Origin of the sequence: Limnobacter sp. SAORIC-580 (genome assembly GCF_013004065.1) — a bacterium.
Lineage (GTDB): Bacteria > Pseudomonadota > Gammaproteobacteria > Burkholderiales > Burkholderiaceae_B > Limnobacter > Limnobacter profundi.
Genome location: NZ_CP053084.1, coordinates 744,184 through 762,356, shown reverse-complemented (window position 1 = coordinate 762,356; position 18,173 = coordinate 744,184). Strand labels below are relative to the sequence as shown.

The following is an 18,173-nucleotide window of genomic DNA, read 5'->3' as shown; positions in this document are numbered from 1 at the left end:
AAGGTGTAAGTTGAATTCCATGCGCGCATCACCGCCTGCTTCACGGCTTCGTTGATTTACAGTTCCATCGCAACCGGAGGTGTGATGCGGTGCGTCGAAAATCTTCCACGGTCAGGCTTAAACCCATACCGATCGTGATGCAGGTGTTGCCGAGCATTGTGTCTCTGAGAATATTTTTTGTTGTTCAGCTATGTAGCCGATGGCTGAAAGATTCGCTGTCAGCAAAATGCGGTTTAATCTGCCTTTTTGAATTCTGTGCGAACAATTTGCTCCAGAAAGTCGGCGACCACCCGGGTTTTCAGGGACAACTGGCTGCTTAAACCCGGTGGAAACACCAAGTACATGGGCAAACCGCCTGTGGCCGGGTTGTCGCAATACCAATCTGCAAGAATTTCAACCAGTTCGCCACGTGCCAAGGCGCCCTGCAGCATCCAGTCTGCGCTTCGACCCAAACCCAGACCCGACTGAATGGCACGCACCACCATCATGGGACTGGAACAGGTAAGCCATGAAATCACCCGGTGCTTTTGACTGGGCTGCGCGCCATTTTTAGGCCAGAACTCCCATTCTTTTTGGTCGCCGCGCTGAGAAAATGCAATGCACTGGTGGTGAACCAGATCTGCCGGGGTTTGGGGTACGCCATGCTTTTCAAGGTAAGCAGGCGCGGCATACAACTTTCGCCAAATGGTGGCCACTTTGCGGGCCCGCAAGGTGGAGTCTTGCAACAAGCCAACACGCAAAGCAATATCAAAGCCTTCTTCTACAATCATTGCGTTGCGGTTGGAGAGGTCCACTTGCAGTTGCACATCGGGGTACTTGGCATGAAATTCAGGCAGGCGGGGTGCGAGTATCTTTTCGCCCACGATCACCGGAAGGCTGATACGAACGGTTCCGTGCGGCTGCCCGCTTTGCAGTTGGGTAATCGCATCACGCGCCTCTTGCTGACTTTCCAGCATGCGCTGCGCATACAGTTTATAAATTTCGCCCGCCTCGGTAATTTTGACCTGCCGCGTGGTGCGGTTAAGCAGACGGATATTCAAATGAGCCTCGAGCTGCGCAATGGCCCGGCTGATACTGGACGGGTTCTCGCCTTTCAGCTTGGCCGCAGCCGCAAAGCTACCGGTGTTGACCACCATCAGGAAAGTTTCAGCCGCTTGAAGTTCATTGAAATTGTTGCTCATGGCGCAATGGTGTAATTCGATACCGGTAGTTTATTTGCACAATGTACATCAATACCATGACTTCACACCATCTCAAAAGGAGTGTGAATCATGAACGAATGGCCCGAAAACCTCACTGGCCTGGACCTGAACTGGAACCTGTTTGAAACCGCAAACAAGGCACTCAGGACAACATTAATTTTACTGATTGTTTTGGCTGGCATTGGCCTGGCCCAAGCCACGAATCTGACCACTGAGCTGCCCACCGTGCTGGTGACCGAAACCACGGAATGGCTGAACTTTTCCGGCTGGTTTTCCGATGGTGCAATTGGCGGGTTTGACGCAGCGGGCGCCAGCATTGGGGGTTGGTAAGACCAGAATGACACAACTGTAATCATGCAGTGGGAAGTTTGTCATTCGAAAGGTCGCACAGTGGAACTGGATTCGGTACGAGGTCGTGCCGAATCTTCAACCACTGGAGACCGCCATGAAAACATTCGCACAAACTTGCTTTGCAATCGCCATAAGCACAGCATCCACCCTTGCTTTGGCAAACAACCCGGTGAATCAACCGATGACCGAATGCGAGAAAGCCAAGGCCACCAAGACAACGGAAATTGCCCAACAAACCACACACCATGATGTGGTGATTCAAGCGATTGCCAAGGCAATGCATGAACCAAAAACAAAGTATTAACTACAAATTCGCTGCGGCGGCCAGCGCCACCAAGCCGTCACAACCGCAAGGCCAAACAGGGTGTAAGCCAAGGCAAACACCCAGCCTGGGGCCTGATAGAACATGACCCCGTGAACCCAGTGTTGAATGAAGCTGCCCTGATAAACCCCCTGCCCTGCATGCAGGCGCAACCAGTTTTCAAGTGTGGTGAGCGGGCATTCAATGCCCAGCCAGCTTTCAAGAACAACCACTGAGATGGCAAGCAAGTGCATGGCCCTGAACCACCAGCGGTTGACCCAAGGCCAACGCAATAAATTGCCCAATAGGATCAGCAGCAGGCCACCCACCACAAACAGCACAATGACAAAGTGGATCAGCAACACCAGGTCAGCAAGATTTGAATAATTCATGCATTGAGCATAAACAAAAAGCCCCTCGATGTGAGGGGCTTTTTAATGACTGAACAACCAGAGTCAATCAGAAATTTGCAACTGTCATTTCTGTGACGCCCTGATAACCGTTCACAATACTGTCGCGCAGGCCAGGCACGGTGTTCAATACATGGTCGGCAAAGAAACGCGAGGTCAAAATCTTGTCGCTGTAGAAACTGTCTGTTTCGCCAGCCTTGATTTTCGCTTCTGCGGCCAACAGCGCACGCGCCATTTGCCAACCAGCCACAGTGGTGCCAGCCAATTTCAAATAAGGCACTGAACCTGCAAACACTGCGTTTGGATTACTCTTCATGTTGTCGACTACAAACTGTGCCGCATCCAGGAACGAAGCGCGAGCTGCGTCCAGGCGGGCTGCCACTGCCTTGGCATGAGCAGAACCGGATTCATTCAACTGAACCACTGTGCGTGCAATTTCCGCACACAGGGCTTTGACCATGGCGCCACCGTCACGCGAGGTTTTGCGGCCCACCAGGTCGTTGGCCTGAATGGCGGTTGTGCCTTCGTAGATGGTCAGGATTTTTGCATCGCGGTAGTACTGCGCTGCACCTGTTTCTTCAATGAAGCCCATGCCGCCGTGTACCTGCACACCGGTGGATGTCACATCGATACTCATTTCAGTCGACCAGCCTTTAACCAGCGGCACCATGAATTCATACACAGCCATGTTTTGCTTGCGTGTGGCTTCATCGGCGTGGAAATGGGCGGCATCGTATGCAGCACCGGCCACGCAAGCCATGGCGCGCGCAGCTTCAACCTGACTACGCATACTCATCAACATGCGCTTCACATCGGGGTGGTGAATAATGGCAACGGCTTCGTTGGCAGAGCCATCAACCGGGCGAGACTGCACGCGGTCGTTGGCGTACTGCACGGCTTTTTGATAAGCACGCTCGGCCAAACCAATACCCTGAACACCCACCTGGAAACGGGCGGCGTTCATCATAACGAACATGTACTGCAAACCCTTGTTCTCTTCACCCACCAGGTAACCAATCGCGCCCTGGCCCACTTCGCCCTTGTTGTCGCCATACAGCAGCACCGCGGTTGGCGAGGCCTTGATACCCAGCTTGTGTTCGATGGATGCGCAGTACACATCGTTGCGTTTGCCCAAAGAACCGTCTTCGTTCACCAAAAACTTGGGCACTACGAACAGACTGATGCCTTTCACGCCTTCGGGCGCATCGGGGGTACGGGCAAGCACCAAGTGCACAATGTTGCCGGCCATGTCGTGTTCACCGTAGGTGATGTAGATTTTCTGGCCAGAAATACGATAGGTGCCATCGTCTTGCGGCACGGCTTTGGAACGCACCAACGCCAGGTCTGAACCGGCCTGTGGCTCGGTCAGGTTCATGGTGCCGGTCCATTCGCCGGAAATCATTTTGGGGATATACGTTTCTTTCAGTTGCTGGCTGCCTGCCACCAACAACGCTTCAATTGCGCCATCGGTCAGCAAGGGGCACAACGCAAAGCTGAGGTTGGCGCCGTTGACCATTTCCATGCAAGGTGTTGCCACCAGCTTGGGCAGACCTTGGCCGCCAAATTCAGCGGGGTGCTGCAGACCTTGCCAGCCTTGCTCGCCGAAGGCTTTGAATGCTTCCTTGAAGCCTTTGGCTGTGGTTACAACGCCGTCTTTCCAGTTGGCGGCCTCTACGTCGCCCGACCAGTTCAATGGGGCTACCACTTCGCTGGTGAACTTCGCATTTTCATTCAGAACCGCATCCACGGTTTCCTCGGTCGCATCTTCACAACCGGGCAACTGGGATACTTGATCCAAGCCGGCCAATTCTTTCAAGACAAACATCATGTCTTTGACTGGGGCGTTGTAACTCATTGTCGTCTCCTGATACAGCTTTGCGTTTTTGATTACTTACAGTTTTGTAATTACAGCTTTTCAGTCAGCTGTGGCACTACGTCGAACAGGTCGCCCACCAAACCATAGTCGGCCACACCAAAAATTGGTGCTTCGGGGTCTTTGTTCACAGCCACAATCACCTTGCTGTCTTTCATGCCAGCCAGGTGCTGAATGGCACCGGAAATACCAAAAGCCATGTACAACTGCGGCGCCACGATTTTGCCGGTTTGGCCAACCTGCCAGTCGTTGGGTGCATAACCTGCATCCACTGCTGCGCGTGAAGCGCCAATGGCAGCGTTCAGTTTGTCGGCCAAGGGATTCAACACGCTGAAATTTTCAGCCGAACCCATACCACGACCACCGGAAATAATAGTGCCTGCGGCTGTCAGTTCAGGGCGATCGCTCTTGGCCACTTCGCGACTTACGAATGTGGACTTGCCAGAATCGGCAGCGGCGCTCAGGTTTTCAATGGCAGCAGAACCGCCTTCGGCTGCAACCGGGTCGAATGCAGTGGTGCGAACGGTGATTACCTTGGTGGCGTCAGAAGACTGAACCGTGGCGATCACGTTGCCGGCGTAAATTGGGCGTGTGAAGGTGTCTGTGCTTTCAACACTGATGATGTCGGAAATTTGAGCGACATCCAGCTTGGCGGCAACACGCGGCAATACGTTTTTACCCACGCTGGTTGAGGGTGCCAAAATGTGACCATAGTTACCAGCCACGGCCAGAATTTGCGCAGCCAGGTTTTCTGCCAACTGGTCACCCAGTGAATCAGAATCTGCAAGCAATACCTTGGCTACACCGGCAGCCTTGGCAGCCTGCTCAGCGGCAGCACCACATCCCTTGCCAGAGACCAACACGTGAATGTCGCCACCAATTTTCTGGGCCGCAGCAATGGTGTTCAGCGTAGCGGGCTTGATACTTTGATTGTCGTGTTCTGCAATTACGAGTACTGACATGATTTGTGCTCCTGTATTCCCTGTGTTAGATCACTTTCGCTTCATTCTTCAGCTTGTCGACCAGCGTGGCCACATCGGGCACGGTGATACCGGCTGAACGAGTGGGCGGGTCGCTCACTTTCAGGGTTTTGATGCGTGGATCAACATTCACGCCCAAGTCAGCGGGCTTGATGGTGTCGATCTGTTTTTTCTTGGCCTTCATGATGTTGGGCAAAGTCACATAGCGTGGCTCGTTCAGGCGCAGGTCAGTGGTTACAACCGCTGGCAGGCTCAGGCTAACCGTTTCCAGGCCGCCATCCACTTCACGGGTTACATTCACTTTGCCACCTTCAACAACCACTTTGGATGCGAAGGTGCCCTGTGGCATGTCTGCCAGGGCAGCCAGCATCTGGCCGGTCTGGTTGCAATCGTCGTCAATGGCTTGCTTACCCATGATGACCAGGTCAATGCCTTCTTTCTCAACAATCGCTTTGAGGATTTTTGCAACGGCCAGAGGCTGCAGCTCAACATCGGTTTCAACCAGAATGCCACGGTCAGCGCCAATGGCAGCAGCGGTGCGCAAAGTTTCAACACATTGGGCCACGCCACAGCTTACGGCAATCACTTCAGTGGCCACGCCAGCTTCTTTCAGGCGCGTGGCTTCTTCAACGGCGATTTCGTCGAAGGGGTTCATCGACATTTTAACGTTGGCGATATCCACGCCAGAACCGTCGCTTTTGCAGCGCACTTTTACGTTGTAGTCGACTACGCGTTTAACGGGTACCAGGATCTTCATGCAAGCCATCCCATAATTGAAATTGATAATGTGTGAATGTGATTATACGAAGCGTTTTCAGAAAAAACGCACGATCGTTCGATTTTTCATAGAGTCTACACTCTAAGGGGGGGTTTGTCGAGGTTATTGGTAGCGTGCGCAGATCGCTTTCATGGCTGAAAAGCAGCGCTCATCGATCTCGGCCCGGCTTCGAATCGTGCAATCCAAATCAATGACCCGCCCGGTTGACAGGCTGTACACCAAGCCACCCACAGCCACTGGTTCGCCCCGACCCCAGGCGGCATTCACCGATGGGCTCAACGCAGCCAGTCTCACCTGCTGAATCACATTCAGCTCACACAGTTTGTCGACATTCCGGTTGGCTTGCTCAGGCGAGGCCGGGTTGAACAACTGATGATCGTGGGCCAGCTCACGCACACCTTCCAGCCAATCGCCAGGTGCACCGCCTGCATGCAAACCCAAGGCAATACGAACGCCACCGCAATTGTGGTGCCCAAACACCAGGATATGCTTCACTTTCAAGCTGTCAATGGAAAACTGGATTGCAGTTTGCAAACTCAGATCGTTCAAACCAGCCTGATTGGCCACATTTTTGTAGACGAACAATTCACCCAGATTGCTTTGCAGCAGGGTATTGGGATCGGCTCGACTATCGCAACAACTGATCACGGTAAAGGCCGGGCTTTGCCCAGCAGAAAGCCGCTTGAAGTAATCGGGATCTTGCGCTGTAATTTGCCCAGCCCATTGCGCATTGCGCGCCAACATTTCACTCAATCGATTTTCGGAATACGGCGCGGGGGTTGAAAAAATCACGATGCAAGCGCCTCCACATGGGCATATACAGAATCGGCCAAAGCCTCCAGTTCATAACCCCCTTCCAGCGTACTGACCAGTTTGCCATCGCAATATTCTTCAGCGACACGCTTGAGGAATTGGGTGATCCAGCCATAGTCCTCAGTGCTAAGGGTCATGTCAGCCAATGGGTCGCTTTCATGGGCGTCAAACCCGGCTGAGACCAACACCAACTGTGGCTTGAAGCGATCAATCGCATCTACCCAGTGGGTTTGAATGGCGTGTTTGATTTCTTCGCGACCACCACCGGGTTGAATGGGACAATTCACCATGTTGCGCGCTCCATCAAGCCCGCCACTGAAAGGATACAAAGGCGATTGAAAAGTACTGCACATCAGCACCTTGGGGTTGTTGGCAAATGCATGCTCGGTGCCATTGCCGTGGTGTACATCAAAGTCCACGATAAGCACTCTCTCAAGCCGATAGGCATCAATGGCATGCTGCGCAGCAATTGCGACGTTGTTGAACACGCAAAAGCCCATGGCACGGTCCACACACGCGTGGTGCCCGGGCGGGCGAACGGCACAAAAAGCATTGTTCACAGCATGGGCCATGACCAAATCGACTGCATGCACACAGGCACCCGCAGCGCGACGTGCTGCATCCAACGAAAATTCTGACAAAGTGGTATCGCCATCGATGTCAATATTCCGCTTCAAGGGGAAACGGGCTTTGATGCTTTCTACATATGCGGGCGTATGTACTGCCGTCACAGCCGACCATGGCACCTCGGGCGCCTCGCAATGAACCAGGCGCGGCCACAAATCGGAGGCCTGCAATTTTTCACGAATCACCCGCAAACGAGCCATGCTCTCGGGGTGGCCCAGACCAGGGTTGTGCAGGGCGCAATCAGAATGGGAAATATAGGCTGTGGTCATGGCTTAGGCCCAAACAGCACGGGAATGCTGGGTTATAGTGAACAACAGACCTGCCAATTCAAGCAAACATGCGCCGGGTCGACCACTACTTCTTTTGACTTCGCCTCTACCGGACATGCTGACTCCTTTTGTGACTACTCAACGAATCTTATCAAGCTTTGCCACCATTCTAATCAGCACAGCACTGTGCACTCAAGCCGTACAGGCCCAAGAGACCGACAAGGTTAATTTTGCCGAACACAAAAATGCGACAGCCCTGGCAGAGCGACTGAAAGCCAAAGAAGGCATCCCAGCGAGCACCACACTTGAACTGTTGAAACAGGCGGAACTTCTGCCCCAAGTGGTGAAGGCCGTAAAGCCACCCAAAACCAAGGGCGTGCGCAACTGGGACACCTACCGCAGCCGTTTTGTGGAACCCTACCGCATTCGCAAAGGCGTGGAGTTTTGGGACGCCAACCTGGGCACCCTGAAAGAGGCGGAAGCCAAATACGGCATTCCGCAAGAGGTAATTGTGGCCATTATCGGCGTGGAAACCATTTACGGGCAACACATTGGCAACTACCGGGTGCTCGACTCCCTGGCCACGCTGGCCTTTGCCTACCCTGAAGGCCAACGTGACCGCTCTGAATTCTTTTTAAGCGAACTCGAGGCGTTTATTGCGTTGTGCAATAGAACTCACCTGGATGCGCTTGAGGTGAAAGGCTCGTATGCGGGGGCTATCGGGCTGGGCCAATTCATGCCCAGCTCATGGACTGCATTTGCCGTGGACGGCGACGCCGACGGCATCGTGGATTTGTTTCACAGCCGCCGCGATGCAATTTTCAGCGTGGCCAATTTTCTGAAAGTACACGGGTGGGAAACTGGCAAAGCCACTCGTGTGTTGGTGGACATAGAACATGCCGACAATTTGCAGGAACTGCTGGCACCCGACATTGTGCCCACCTTCACCCCGGCGGCGATGCAACAAAAAGGCGTGAAGTTAAATGGCGAAACACAGCCTGATGAAAAACTGGCGCTGATTGAACTGGTGCGTGGAGAGGGCGAGCCTGCCTTTGTGGCTGGTGGGCATAACTTTTACGTGGTAACCCGTTACAACCGCAGCTCCTTCTATGCCAACGCGGTGCTGGAACTCAGCGAAGCGTTGAAACTTAGAAGGGAGATGCTGAATTGAGAGGCAAAAGCACCGAACTAGGCCGGAAACACACCCGTGGACAAGTAGCGATCGCCCCGGTCACACACGATAAAAACGATGGTTGCGTTTTCAACTTCTTCCGCAATTTTCAGGGCAATGTGCGCCGCACCTGCTGCTGAAATACCACAGAAAATACCTTCTTCAGCTGCCATCTTTCGGGCCATTTCCTCGGCCTCAAGCTGGGTCACCTGCACCACGCGGTCTACACCGGCGGGTTTGTAAATTTTAGGCAAGTATTCTTTCGGCCATTTGCGAATGCCCGGAATTTGCGAACCCTCGCTGGGTTCAGCACCGATAATTTGTACATCCGGGTTTTGGCCCTTTAGGTAACGAGACACACCCATGATCGACCCCGTTGTGCCCATGGCGCTCACAAAGTGAGTCACTTGGCCAGCGGTATCGCGCCAAATTTCAGGGCCAGTGGTTTCAAAGTGGGCAAGTGGGTTGTCTTCGTTGGCGAACTGGTCAAGAATTACGCCCTTGCCCTGGTCACGCATTTGCTCGGCCAGGTCACGCGCATATTCCATGCCCCCTTTTTGCGGGGTCAAAATGATTTCTGCGCCAAAGGCACGCATGGTTTGGCGACGTTCAATGCTGAGGTGCTCGGGCATGATCAGCACCATGCGGTAACCGCGAATGGCGGCCGCCATGGCCAAGGCAATACCGGTGTTGCCTGAAGTGGCCTCAATCAGCGTATCGCCCGGCTTGATTGTGCCGCGGGCTTCGGCACGCTTGATCATGGAAATGGCCGGGCGGTCTTTGACTGAACCGGCTGGGTTGTTGCCCTCCAGTTTGCCCAGAATCACATTGCCACGGTCGGCATTGGCCTTGCCAGGCAAACGTTGCAACTGCACCAGTGGGGTGTTGCCAATGGTATCTTCAATGGTGAGGTATTTCACAGCCGGATCACTTTCAACAAAGGTAATCCGGCTATTTTAGCTTAATGTAGGTGCACAACACCGTCACGCAGCGCTGGCCTGTGTTCGATCCACTGAGGCAGAAGCGAAGCAATGATCATGGTGAATAAACCCAGCACCATGCCCAACAACTGGGGTGGCCAAACTTCACTGGGGAAAAAGTTTTTGGCGATCAACCAACTGCTGACACCCACTACGATTGATGCAACTGCACCCTGCGAGGTTGCTTTTGACCAATACAAGCCAAACACCAGCGGAACAAATGCAGCAGCCAGGGTAATTTCGTAGGCGCTTTCCACCATCTCGAAAATTGAAGATTCACTGTTGATGGCAAAGGCCACCACAATGATGGTGAACACGAACACTGAAATGCGCATGGTCAACAACAAGGCCTTGTCGTCCATTTTTGGATAGATGTTCTTGACAATGTTTTCTGCAAACGACACGGAGGGTGCCAACAAGGTTGCGCTGGACGTGCTCATGATTGCAGAAATGAGTGCACCAAAAAACACGATTTGTGCAAATACGGGGGTGTGCATCAACACCAGGTTGGGCAACACCATTTGCGAATCCTCCGACACCATCGCCGTGAAGGTTGCAGGGTCGATCAGAATAGCGCCGTAGGCCAAAAACACCGGGATGAACGCGAAGAAAAAGTACATGGAGCCACCCAGCACAGCACCCCGCACGGCGGTTTTCTCGTCTTTGGCAGAACTGATGCGCTGGAAAATATCCTGCTGGGGAATGGAGCCAAAAGCCATGGTCAGAAAGGCACCTACAAAAGGCACCCACAGCACGTAGCTGAATTCCTCCGGGAAAAACTGCAATTTGCCGGCGGCTTCAGCATGGTCAACCACAGTGCCCACACCACCAGCCAAATCAGCCACGATCCACATGATGTAAACCAAGCCCGCTGCAATCACCACCATCTGGATGAAGTCGAGAATAGCCACTGACAACATGCCACCAAAAAGCGTGTAGATCAGCACCACACTGGCGCCAATGACCATGCCCCATTCTTGGGAAACTGCACCATCGGTGAGCACGTTGAAGATCAATCCCAGTGCACTGATTTGCGCCGCCACCCAACCCAGATAAGACACCACAATGCAGGCACTGCAAAAAATTTCAACTACCCGGTTGTAACGCACGCGGTAATAGTCGCCCAAGGTGAGCAAATTCAGGCGATAAATTTTCGGTGCGATGAACAAACCAGCCAGAATCAGGCACATGGATGCGCCGAACGGATCCGCCACAATGCCGCTCAAACCCTCTTCAACAAAGGTGGAAGAAATACCCAGCACGGTTTCCGAGCCAAACCAGGTGGCAAAAACCGTGGCAGTCACAATGGGCAGGGAAAGATGCCGGCCAGCCACGGCGTAATCCGCCGCACTACTTACATTTCTGGCCACATACAGGCCAATGAGTACAGAAACCAGCAAATACGCTACAACGGAGGCAAGCAACATCTTGAAAACCCACCAGAGAGAAAAAATGATTTCGGATTATAGGCAAGAAACATGCGCAGAGCTAGAACAGACCTTTGGGGCCTGAATAGCCAATTAAAAAGGGCCACAACAAATCAAGTGCAACCACACCAAAAAGCACAGCCAGCATCAACACCATCCAGAACAAAGCCCGGTTCAGGCGCTTTTGCTGTTTCACCAATTGTTCGATTTGATCGTCAACCCGACCATTTGAATGGGTGAGTGTTTGGTGCAATAGTCGCGGTAAGGCTGGCAAAATTTGTGACCACTGGGCGGCCTCCCATTGCAGGCTGGACTGAAAACCCTTCAAACCGATTTGCTGGTGCATCCAGTTTTCCAGATACGGCTTTGCGGTTTTCCAAAGATCCAGGTCAGGATCAAGCTGGCGGCCAAGACCCTCCACGTTCAGCAGGGTTTTTTGCAGCAGCACCAGCTGTGGCTGAATTTCAACATTGAAGCGGCGAGAGGTTTGAAACAGACGCATCAAGGCCTGTCCCAGCGAAATTTCCTTCAACGGCTTGCCAAAGAAAGGTTCAATGCAGGCTCGAATGGCGGATTCAAGCTCATCAATACGCGTGCCCTTGGGCACCCAACCCGATTGCACATGCAGCTCAGCCACACGCTTGTAGTCTTGCCGGAAGAATGCGAGGAAGTTTTGCGCCAGGTATTGCTTGTCCACATCGCTGAGGGTGCCAACAATACCGAAATCAAGTGCAATGTATCGACCAAAATCTTCAGGCTGATCACCCACATAGATATTGCCGGGATGCATGTCTGCATGGAAAAAACCATCGCGAAACACCTGGGTGAAAAAAATTTCCACACCTTCGCGGGACAGTTTTTTCAAATCAATGTTGTTCTCGCGAAGCCGCTCGATTTGGGAAATCGGAATGCCGTGCATGCGCTCCATGGTAATCACGGTGCTGCAGCAATAGTCCCAATACATTTCAGGCACACGAAGCAGGTGCCCGCTACCCGAAGTGGACGAGAAATTACGGCGCAACTGCGAGGCATTGGCCGCTTCGCGCATTAAATCCAGTTCATCGTGCAAGTATTTGTTGAACTCGGCCACCACTTCCCGGGGCTTTAAGCGCTTGCCATCGGATGAAATTTTTTCAATCCAGCGCGCAGCGGTTTTCATCAAGGCCAGGTCTTTGTCGATGACCTCGATCATGCCGGGGCGCAATACCTTCACCGCCACCTTCTTGCCTTCGTGCTCGCCAGCCCTGATTATCGCAAAGTGAACCTGGGCAATCGAGGCGCTGGCCACTGGGATGTTCTGGAAATCCAGAAACATGTCGTCAATTTGGCGGCCCAGGCTGGCTTCAATCAATTCACGGGCTTTCTCGGAGGAAAACGCGGGCACTTGGTCTTGCAATTTGGCCAACTCGTCGGCCACGTCTTCGGGCAACAAATCGCGCCGGGTTGACAGCAATTGCCCGAACTTCACAAACAAAGGGCCCAGGTCTTCCAGTGCACGGCGCATGCGTTCGCCGCGCGGGGCCTGCACATGCGAGCGGGAAGAAATCAGCGTGAGAAACCACTTGGCCAAGCCATTGTTGATTGAGTCGGCGGCAATCAGGAACAGGCCATACTTTCGGGCCACCAACGCAATGCGTGCCAAACGGCGAAGCTTCATTTGGGCGCACCCAACTTGGCCAAACGTTTCTCAATACGGGCAAGCTCATCACGCAGTTGGTTGACTTCATCGCGAAACGCATCGAACTCGGATGCGGTAGGTGCCATCGCTTTTTCATGCACAACGTATTCGCGCAGGTTGCTTTTGAAACGCTGTACCACATCACGTGCATTGGTGCCCAAAGCAGACAAAGTGTTCATGACCCAAACAGCCTGTGCATCGCCCACCACACGGGCCAAATCGCGCTCGGGGTCCCAGCTCAAGTCGTTGATCACGGTAGACACGGTTTGCGCGAAATCCATGTCGCCTTCAATGGCCGCTTTTCTCGACATGCTGTTGGGGTTGCTCACCGAACCAATCAAATCGGCCCATTGCATGGAAATGGTGGTATCGGCCGGTGCCGCCACACCATTGCTGGGTACACTGGCCTGAAAATATCCCTGGTCGTTCACACGCAACTGAAGCTGCATGGGAGCAATGCCCAGCACCAGCACCTTGCCGGCTTCCTTCTGCAATTTTGTTTTGCTGCTACGCTGCTGATCCAGCAAATGGTTTAGCACCAGGCACACGGTCTGAGTAACAGTGGCTGACATCAAATTCAAGGGGGCAGAGAACAAATGACCCGCTGCACCTTTGGATGGACCAGAGGAGAGCAGTTTGGAGGCAAACTGAAAAAACAATACGGGGGGACTGGCCAAGGCACACTTCCAACAATCGAAAATTTGTTTGAGTGTAACCCAGCCGGGCAGGCCAAGCCCGGCGGGTAAGTTCAAAAATTACAGATTGTGAATGCCTGAAAGCACCCAGCCACCGCCTGCCACTGGGCGGCTCATAATCCACAACTCATTTATTTCTTCAGCGGCTGCGTCTTGCTCTTCCCGCAACATGCCAGTGAATGCAACTGTAGCAATTTGCTCATCCACATCGGTTTCAAAGCCGATCAGCTGGGCATCCAAGGTAACCACATCGGTGCGGTTGACCGCGTTGCCACGGGCTTCAATTTCAGCACGCAGGTGGTCAACCACTTCATCACTGCAGTATTCGCGCAGGCCAGCAATATCGCCCTGGTCAAAAACACCCTGCATGGTCACGAAAAACTTCTTGGCGCTGTTCACAAAATTCGCTTCATCGAACCCGGCTGGCAGGTCTTTCACGGGTGTTGCCGCCGGCATGGGTGCATCAAAAGCCGATGCGTTGCCAAACTGGCCGAAACCTTGATCGTTGCGTGGTGCGCCCATGCCAGGGACGGGGTCGTTAACAGGATTCGAGGGCGAGCTGTAACGCGGCGTTTGTGGCGCTTCGCGATAGCTGTTGTTGGGTGAACCTGCTGCACCAGGTGCGCTGTAGGCGGGGCGCTGTTTGGCCGCTTGCTGACCGCGCAGCATGCGCACCAGGAACATGACAGCAAACACCGCTGCAGCAATCATCAACATGGTGCCCAGGAATTCAGCCATGCCCGCGCCGAAGCCAAGATAACCAAACAAAGCCGCCAGGCCCAAACCGGCTGCCAGGCCACCCAAGGGGCCCAGGAAACGGTTGCGGGGCGCTGCTGCCGTACCTGCGGTAGCACCGGCAGGGTTAGTGGCCTGCTGCTTGCTGGGCGCAGTGGAAGTGGTGCCAGAAGGCGCAGTGGATGGAGACTTCTGGAATTGGGAAGGCGCGGAGCGGCCAAAACTGCCACCGCCACCCAGGCGCTTGGCCTCGGCATCGGTAGGCAGAGCACCCAAACTCAGAAAGGCTGCTACTAAAGCCAAGACAGACAATCGAACAGACCAAACACGGGTTTTCACAGCAAAAGCCTCCAGAATATTAATTTTTCGCGTGTAGCCGATAGACAAACTCAGGCGAATTTGGTTCCTTGGTGCAACGCGACCACACCCGCAGTGAAGTTGGTGTACTTCACCTGATCGAACCCACTTTCAAGCATGATGCTTTTCAGGGTTTCCTGATCCGGGTGCATGCGAATGCTCTCAGCCAAATACTGGTAGCTGGCACTGTCCTGCGCCACGATTTGACCAATTTTTGGCAACACCTGAAATGAATACAGATCATAGGCCGGGGCCAACAAGGGGTTTACCTTCGAGAATTCAAGCACCAGCACTTTGCCACCCGGCTTGATTACCCGGCGCATTTCGCCCAAGGCCACATCCTTGTGGGTCATGTTGCGCAAACCAAACGCCACGGTCACCACATCAAAGTAATTGTCGGGAAATGGCAGCTTTTCAGCGTCGCACAGGGTCATTTTTGGCAAATACCCATGATCGATCATGCGATTCCGGCCCACACGCAACATGCTTTCATTGATGTCCGTCAGCCACACTTCGCCGCTTGGGCCCACTTTGTCCAGAAAGGCCTTGCTCAAATCGCCCGTACCACCCGCAATATCGAGCACCTTCATGCCGGGGCGAACACCCGCCGCACGCACTGTGCTGGCCTTCCAAAGGCGGTGCATACCACCCGACATCAGGTCGTTCATGATGTCGTATTTCGCCGCCACCGAGTCGAACACCTCGGCTACTTTCTTGGCTTTTTGGTCCTCGGGAACCTTCTCAAAGCCGAAATCGGTAATTTTATCGTTCATGTTGATGTGTGGCGTTGATTAATGGCTTGCGCAGGCGCCGCCCTTCTTCTGTTCAAAAGGAATGTTTTCAGGCGCATTCGGTTCGCGGCTTGCGCCAGCAGCCTTCATGCGTTCCAGGTAGTCTTCCCACAAACCTTCCTGGTTCTCGCCCATCCACAGCAGGTATTGCCAGCTAAAAAGGCCTGAATCATGACCATCCGAGAAAAACGGCTTGATGGCATACATGCCCACAGGCTCAAGATTGTTGATGGTTACTTCTTTTTTACCCACCTGCAGGGTTTCCTGTCCGGGGCCATGACCACGAACTTCTGCAGAAGGCGAATACACCCGCAACAGTTCGAATGGCAGGTTGAAACAGGCACCGGTGTCGAACTCGATCTCGAGTACCTTGGACTTTTGATGCACAACAATGCGTGTCGGGGTGGGGATATTGGTGGTTTCCATGCTGCTTGGGGTCTTTGGAATGCGTAATCCTCAAGTGTATCTCATCAAGGCCAACAGCGGTTTACACCACGGCGCGGGATTAATTTGATGACGATTCATTCAAGTGTCATATTACTGTCATGGAAATCCACTACTTTAGGTGGCATTGCACACAACAAATATGCCAGAGAAGAGGAAAAACGAGATGTCCAGCACCATCCTAGTTGTCGAAGATGAACCCGCGATTGCAGAACTGATTGCTGTCAACTTGAGTTTTGCCGGGCACAAAGTGCTGCGAGCCGCTGATGCGGACCAGGCAAAAACATTGATTACCGCGGAATTGCCTGATTTGGTGCTGCTGGACTGGATGTTACCCGGCAAAACCGGCATTCAGTTCGCGCATGAACTGCGTGGCCACGAGCGCACGCGCCATGTGCCGGTGATCATGCTGACTGCCCGCACCGAGGAACAAGACAAGGTAGATGGCCTGGAAGCTGGAGCAGACGATTACATCACCAAGCCCTTCTCGCCCAAGGAATTGCTGGCTCGGATCAAGGCAGTGCTGCGCCGCCGTGCGCCCCAGTTGACCGACGACATTGTTGAAGTACACGGTCTGAAACTGGACCCGGTGACGCACCGCATCATGGGCCATGACAAGATCATCGACATGGGCCCCACAGAATTCCGCCTGCTGCACTTCTTCATGACCCACCCAGAGCGCGTGCACAGCCGCACCCAGTTGCTGGACCAAGTTTGGGGGGACCATGTGTTTGTTGAAGAGCGCACTGTAGACGTACACATTCGACGTTTGCGCCAGGCTTTGACCATTTCTGGCCATGACCGCCTGATTGAAACAGTTCGCGGTGCCGGCTACCGTTTTACTGCAACGCAAAATGAAGGTGCACTAAACTAAGGGCTCCCCTGGAAGGGATATTCCCCTAGAATACGCACCTATGGCGTTCATCTTTTTTCGATTGATACTGTTGGCCATGGTGCTAGGTGCAGCCGCCATCGTGGGTCAAATGGTCGCTGGCCACAAGGGCGCAGTGGCAGGGTCTATCTTCGCCTCGCTTTTCATATATGCCCTGCATGTGCGTTCGGGTCTGCGAATTATTGAATGGCTGGACAACTTCAAGGTTGAAAATGTGCCCGATGTCTCGGGCTGGTGGGACGACCTGGCCGCGAAGCTGTTTCGTTACCTTCGTTTACATCAGCGCCAACAACAGGCACTCACCAATGCCTTGGTGTCATTTCGTACGGCTGCCCAAGCCCTGCCCGACGGCGTAGTCACGCTTGATTCAGAAGGCCACATTTCCTGGTGCAACGACACTGCGCAAGACCACCTTGGCTTAAAGCTGGGCAGTGACATTGGGCAGCCTTTGATTAATCTGGTCCGTAACCCGAACTTCTCCAAGTACATTCGTAGCCGCTCCTGGGAGCAACCCTTGATCATGACCGCGCCGCGCAGCCGCAGCAAGGTTTTGTCGGTGCAGTTGGTGAGCTACGGAGACAAGCAAATGCTGGTGCTTTCACGCGATGTAACCCAGGTAGAAAAACTGGAACGCATGCGCCGAGACTTCATCGCCAACGTGTCGCATGAACTGAAAACACCGTTGACTGTACTGAGCGGTTTTCTGGAAACCTTCCGCGACCTGCCTTTGAGCAAAGAACAGCAACTCGAATACCTGAATTTGATGTACACCCAGGCCAACCGCATGCAGAACCTGGTGGAGGACCTGTTGGCCTTGTCAGCGCTGGAATCCTCGCCCAACGCAGGCGAAGGTGGCGAGCCAGTTGACTTAAGCGGAATTGCACAAAAAACAGGCGATGAAGCACAACAGCTGTCGGCCGGCAAACACAATATTTCCGTGGATGTGGAAAAAGGCCTGATGGGGTTTGGCAATTCGGCCGAAATTTTCAGCGCGTTCTCGAATATCGTGACCAATGCGGTGCGCTACACCCCCGAGAAGGGAAACATTACGATCACGCTAAGGCGGGCGGAAAACGAAATTGGCAAGGCCTGCGCTGCTTTCGTGGTGCGCGACACAGGCATTGGTATTTCAGCAGAACATATTCCGCGGTTGACCGAGCGGTTTTACCGTGTAGACCGCAGCCGTTCACGCGAAAGCGGCGGTACAGGTTTGGGCTTGGCCATTGTGAAACATGTGGTGCAACGCCACGATGGTGAACTGGACATTCAAAGCAGGCCGAATGCAGGCAGTACCTTCACCATTCTGATGCCGCTGGCGAAGGCTGGCGCGGCTTCCAAGCCTGCGCTTGCTGAAGCGACGGTTGTTTGAGCGTAGCGTTCGGTGAGACATTGAGTGCAA

General features: G+C 53.6%; 19 protein-coding genes. 5 read left to right on the top strand and 14 right to left on the bottom strand.

Translation table 11 applies throughout. The annotated features are described in order from the left end of the window. Positions 1–233: 233 nt before the first annotated feature. A complete protein-coding gene (locus HKT17_RS03585) occupies positions 234–1,181 on the bottom strand; it encodes a LysR family transcriptional regulator (RefSeq protein WP_105028378.1) in 948 nt (315 codons plus the stop codon). Positions 1,182–1,271: 90 nt separating this feature from the next. Between HKT17_RS03585 and HKT17_RS03580 the strand changes: the two genes are divergently transcribed. Together HKT17_RS03580 and HKT17_RS03575 are read left to right on the top strand one after the other, a co-directional pair. Beyond that, positions 1,272–1,532, top strand: coding sequence for a hypothetical protein (locus HKT17_RS03580; protein ID WP_138517562.1), 261 nt, complete (start codon positions 1,272–1,274; stop codon positions 1,530–1,532). Positions 1,533–1,647: 115 nt separating this feature from the next. After that, positions 1,648–1,857, top strand: a complete 210-nt coding sequence (locus tag HKT17_RS03575) for a hypothetical protein (protein ID WP_040512957.1) — start codon at positions 1,648–1,650, stop codon at positions 1,855–1,857. Here HKT17_RS03575 and HKT17_RS03570 read toward each other — a convergent pair. The 6 genes from HKT17_RS03570 to HKT17_RS03545 all read right to left on the bottom strand — a co-directional run bounded on the left by HKT17_RS03570 (position 1,854) and on the right by HKT17_RS03545 (position 7,604). After that, on the bottom strand, positions 1,854–2,246 hold the full coding sequence (locus tag HKT17_RS03570; protein WP_171097905.1) for a DUF2784 domain-containing protein: 393 nt from the start codon (positions 2,244–2,246) through the stop codon (positions 1,854–1,856). The genes HKT17_RS03575 and HKT17_RS03570 overlap by 4 nt on opposite strands. A gap of 67 nt (positions 2,247–2,313) precedes the next feature. Then, positions 2,314–4,119, bottom strand: coding sequence for an acyl-CoA dehydrogenase (locus tag HKT17_RS03565; RefSeq protein ID WP_171097904.1), 1,806 nt, complete (start codon positions 4,117–4,119; stop codon positions 2,314–2,316). A gap of 50 nt (positions 4,120–4,169) precedes the next feature. Beyond that, positions 4,170–5,099, bottom strand: coding sequence for an electron transfer flavoprotein subunit alpha/FixB family protein (locus HKT17_RS03560; protein ID WP_171097902.1), 930 nt, complete (start codon positions 5,097–5,099; stop codon positions 4,170–4,172). A gap of 25 nt (positions 5,100–5,124) precedes the next feature. Further along, positions 5,125–5,874 (bottom strand): electron transfer flavoprotein subunit beta/FixA family protein, encoded by a 750-nt coding sequence (locus HKT17_RS03555; RefSeq protein ID WP_008250324.1) that lies wholly within the window; start codon positions 5,872–5,874, stop codon positions 5,125–5,127. A gap of 123 nt (positions 5,875–5,997) precedes the next feature. Next, positions 5,998–6,687 (bottom strand): carbonic anhydrase, encoded by a 690-nt coding sequence (locus HKT17_RS03550; protein ID WP_171097900.1) that lies wholly within the window; start codon positions 6,685–6,687, stop codon positions 5,998–6,000. Next, entirely contained in the window at positions 6,684–7,604 is a 921-nt protein-coding gene (locus HKT17_RS03545) for a histone deacetylase family protein (protein WP_105028371.1), read from the bottom strand. The genes HKT17_RS03550 and HKT17_RS03545 overlap by 4 nt, the downstream gene beginning before the upstream one ends. Before the next feature lie 115 nt (positions 7,605–7,719). On the opposite strand from HKT17_RS03545, the gene mltB reads away from it, so the two are divergent. Beyond that, complete coding sequence (gene mltB, locus HKT17_RS03540) at positions 7,720–8,775, top strand: lytic murein transglycosylase B (protein ID WP_205882488.1); 1,056 nt, start codon at positions 7,720–7,722, stop codon at positions 8,773–8,775. Positions 8,776–8,792: 17 nt separating this feature from the next. On the opposite strand, the gene cysM is transcribed toward mltB, so the two are convergent. The 7 genes from cysM to HKT17_RS03505 form a co-directional block, all read right to left on the bottom strand. Then, complete coding sequence (gene cysM, locus HKT17_RS03535) at positions 8,793–9,695, bottom strand: cysteine synthase CysM (protein ID WP_171097896.1); 903 nt, start codon at positions 9,693–9,695, stop codon at positions 8,793–8,795. Positions 9,696–9,736: 41 nt separating this feature from the next. Next, positions 9,737–11,182 (bottom strand): high affinity choline transporter 1, encoded by a 1,446-nt coding sequence (locus HKT17_RS03530; protein ID WP_171097894.1) that lies wholly within the window; start codon positions 11,180–11,182, stop codon positions 9,737–9,739. Positions 11,183–11,243: 61 nt separating this feature from the next. Further along, on the bottom strand, positions 11,244–12,839 hold the full coding sequence (ubiB, locus tag HKT17_RS03525; protein ID WP_171097892.1) for a ubiquinone biosynthesis regulatory protein kinase UbiB: 1,596 nt from the start codon (positions 12,837–12,839) through the stop codon (positions 11,244–11,246). Then, positions 12,836–13,537 (bottom strand): ubiquinone biosynthesis accessory factor UbiJ, encoded by a 702-nt coding sequence (locus tag HKT17_RS03520; RefSeq protein WP_171097889.1) that lies wholly within the window; start codon positions 13,535–13,537, stop codon positions 12,836–12,838. Before HKT17_RS03520 ends, ubiB begins: the two co-directional genes overlap by 4 nt. 78 nt (positions 13,538–13,615) lie before the next feature. Then, a complete protein-coding gene (locus tag HKT17_RS03515) occupies positions 13,616–14,677 on the bottom strand; it encodes a Tim44 domain-containing protein (protein ID WP_205882487.1) in 1,062 nt (353 codons plus the stop codon). Positions 14,678–14,679: 2 nt separating this feature from the next. After that, positions 14,680–15,420, bottom strand: a complete 741-nt coding sequence (ubiE, locus tag HKT17_RS03510) for a bifunctional demethylmenaquinone methyltransferase/2-methoxy-6-polyprenyl-1,4-benzoquinol methylase UbiE (protein WP_171097884.1) — start codon at positions 15,418–15,420, stop codon at positions 14,680–14,682. A gap of 18 nt (positions 15,421–15,438) precedes the next feature. Continuing rightward, entirely contained in the window at positions 15,439–15,864 is a 426-nt protein-coding gene (locus HKT17_RS03505) for a gamma-butyrobetaine hydroxylase family protein (RefSeq protein ID WP_008250308.1), read from the bottom strand. Positions 15,865–16,048: 184 nt separating this feature from the next. Between HKT17_RS03505 and phoB the strand changes: the two genes are divergently transcribed. Both phoB and phoR read left to right on the top strand, forming a co-directional pair. Next, positions 16,049–16,756 carry a phosphate regulon transcriptional regulator PhoB gene (gene phoB / locus HKT17_RS03500; protein WP_008250307.1) on the top strand — a complete coding sequence of 236 codons (708 nt, stop codon included), beginning with the start codon at positions 16,049–16,051 and terminating at the stop codon, positions 16,754–16,756. Between the two features lie 40 nt (positions 16,757–16,796). Then, positions 16,797–18,143 carry a phosphate regulon sensor histidine kinase PhoR gene (phoR, locus tag HKT17_RS03495; RefSeq protein WP_171097882.1) on the top strand — a complete coding sequence of 449 codons (1,347 nt, stop codon included), beginning with the start codon at positions 16,797–16,799 and terminating at the stop codon, positions 18,141–18,143. Positions 18,144–18,173: the final 30 nt, after the last annotated feature.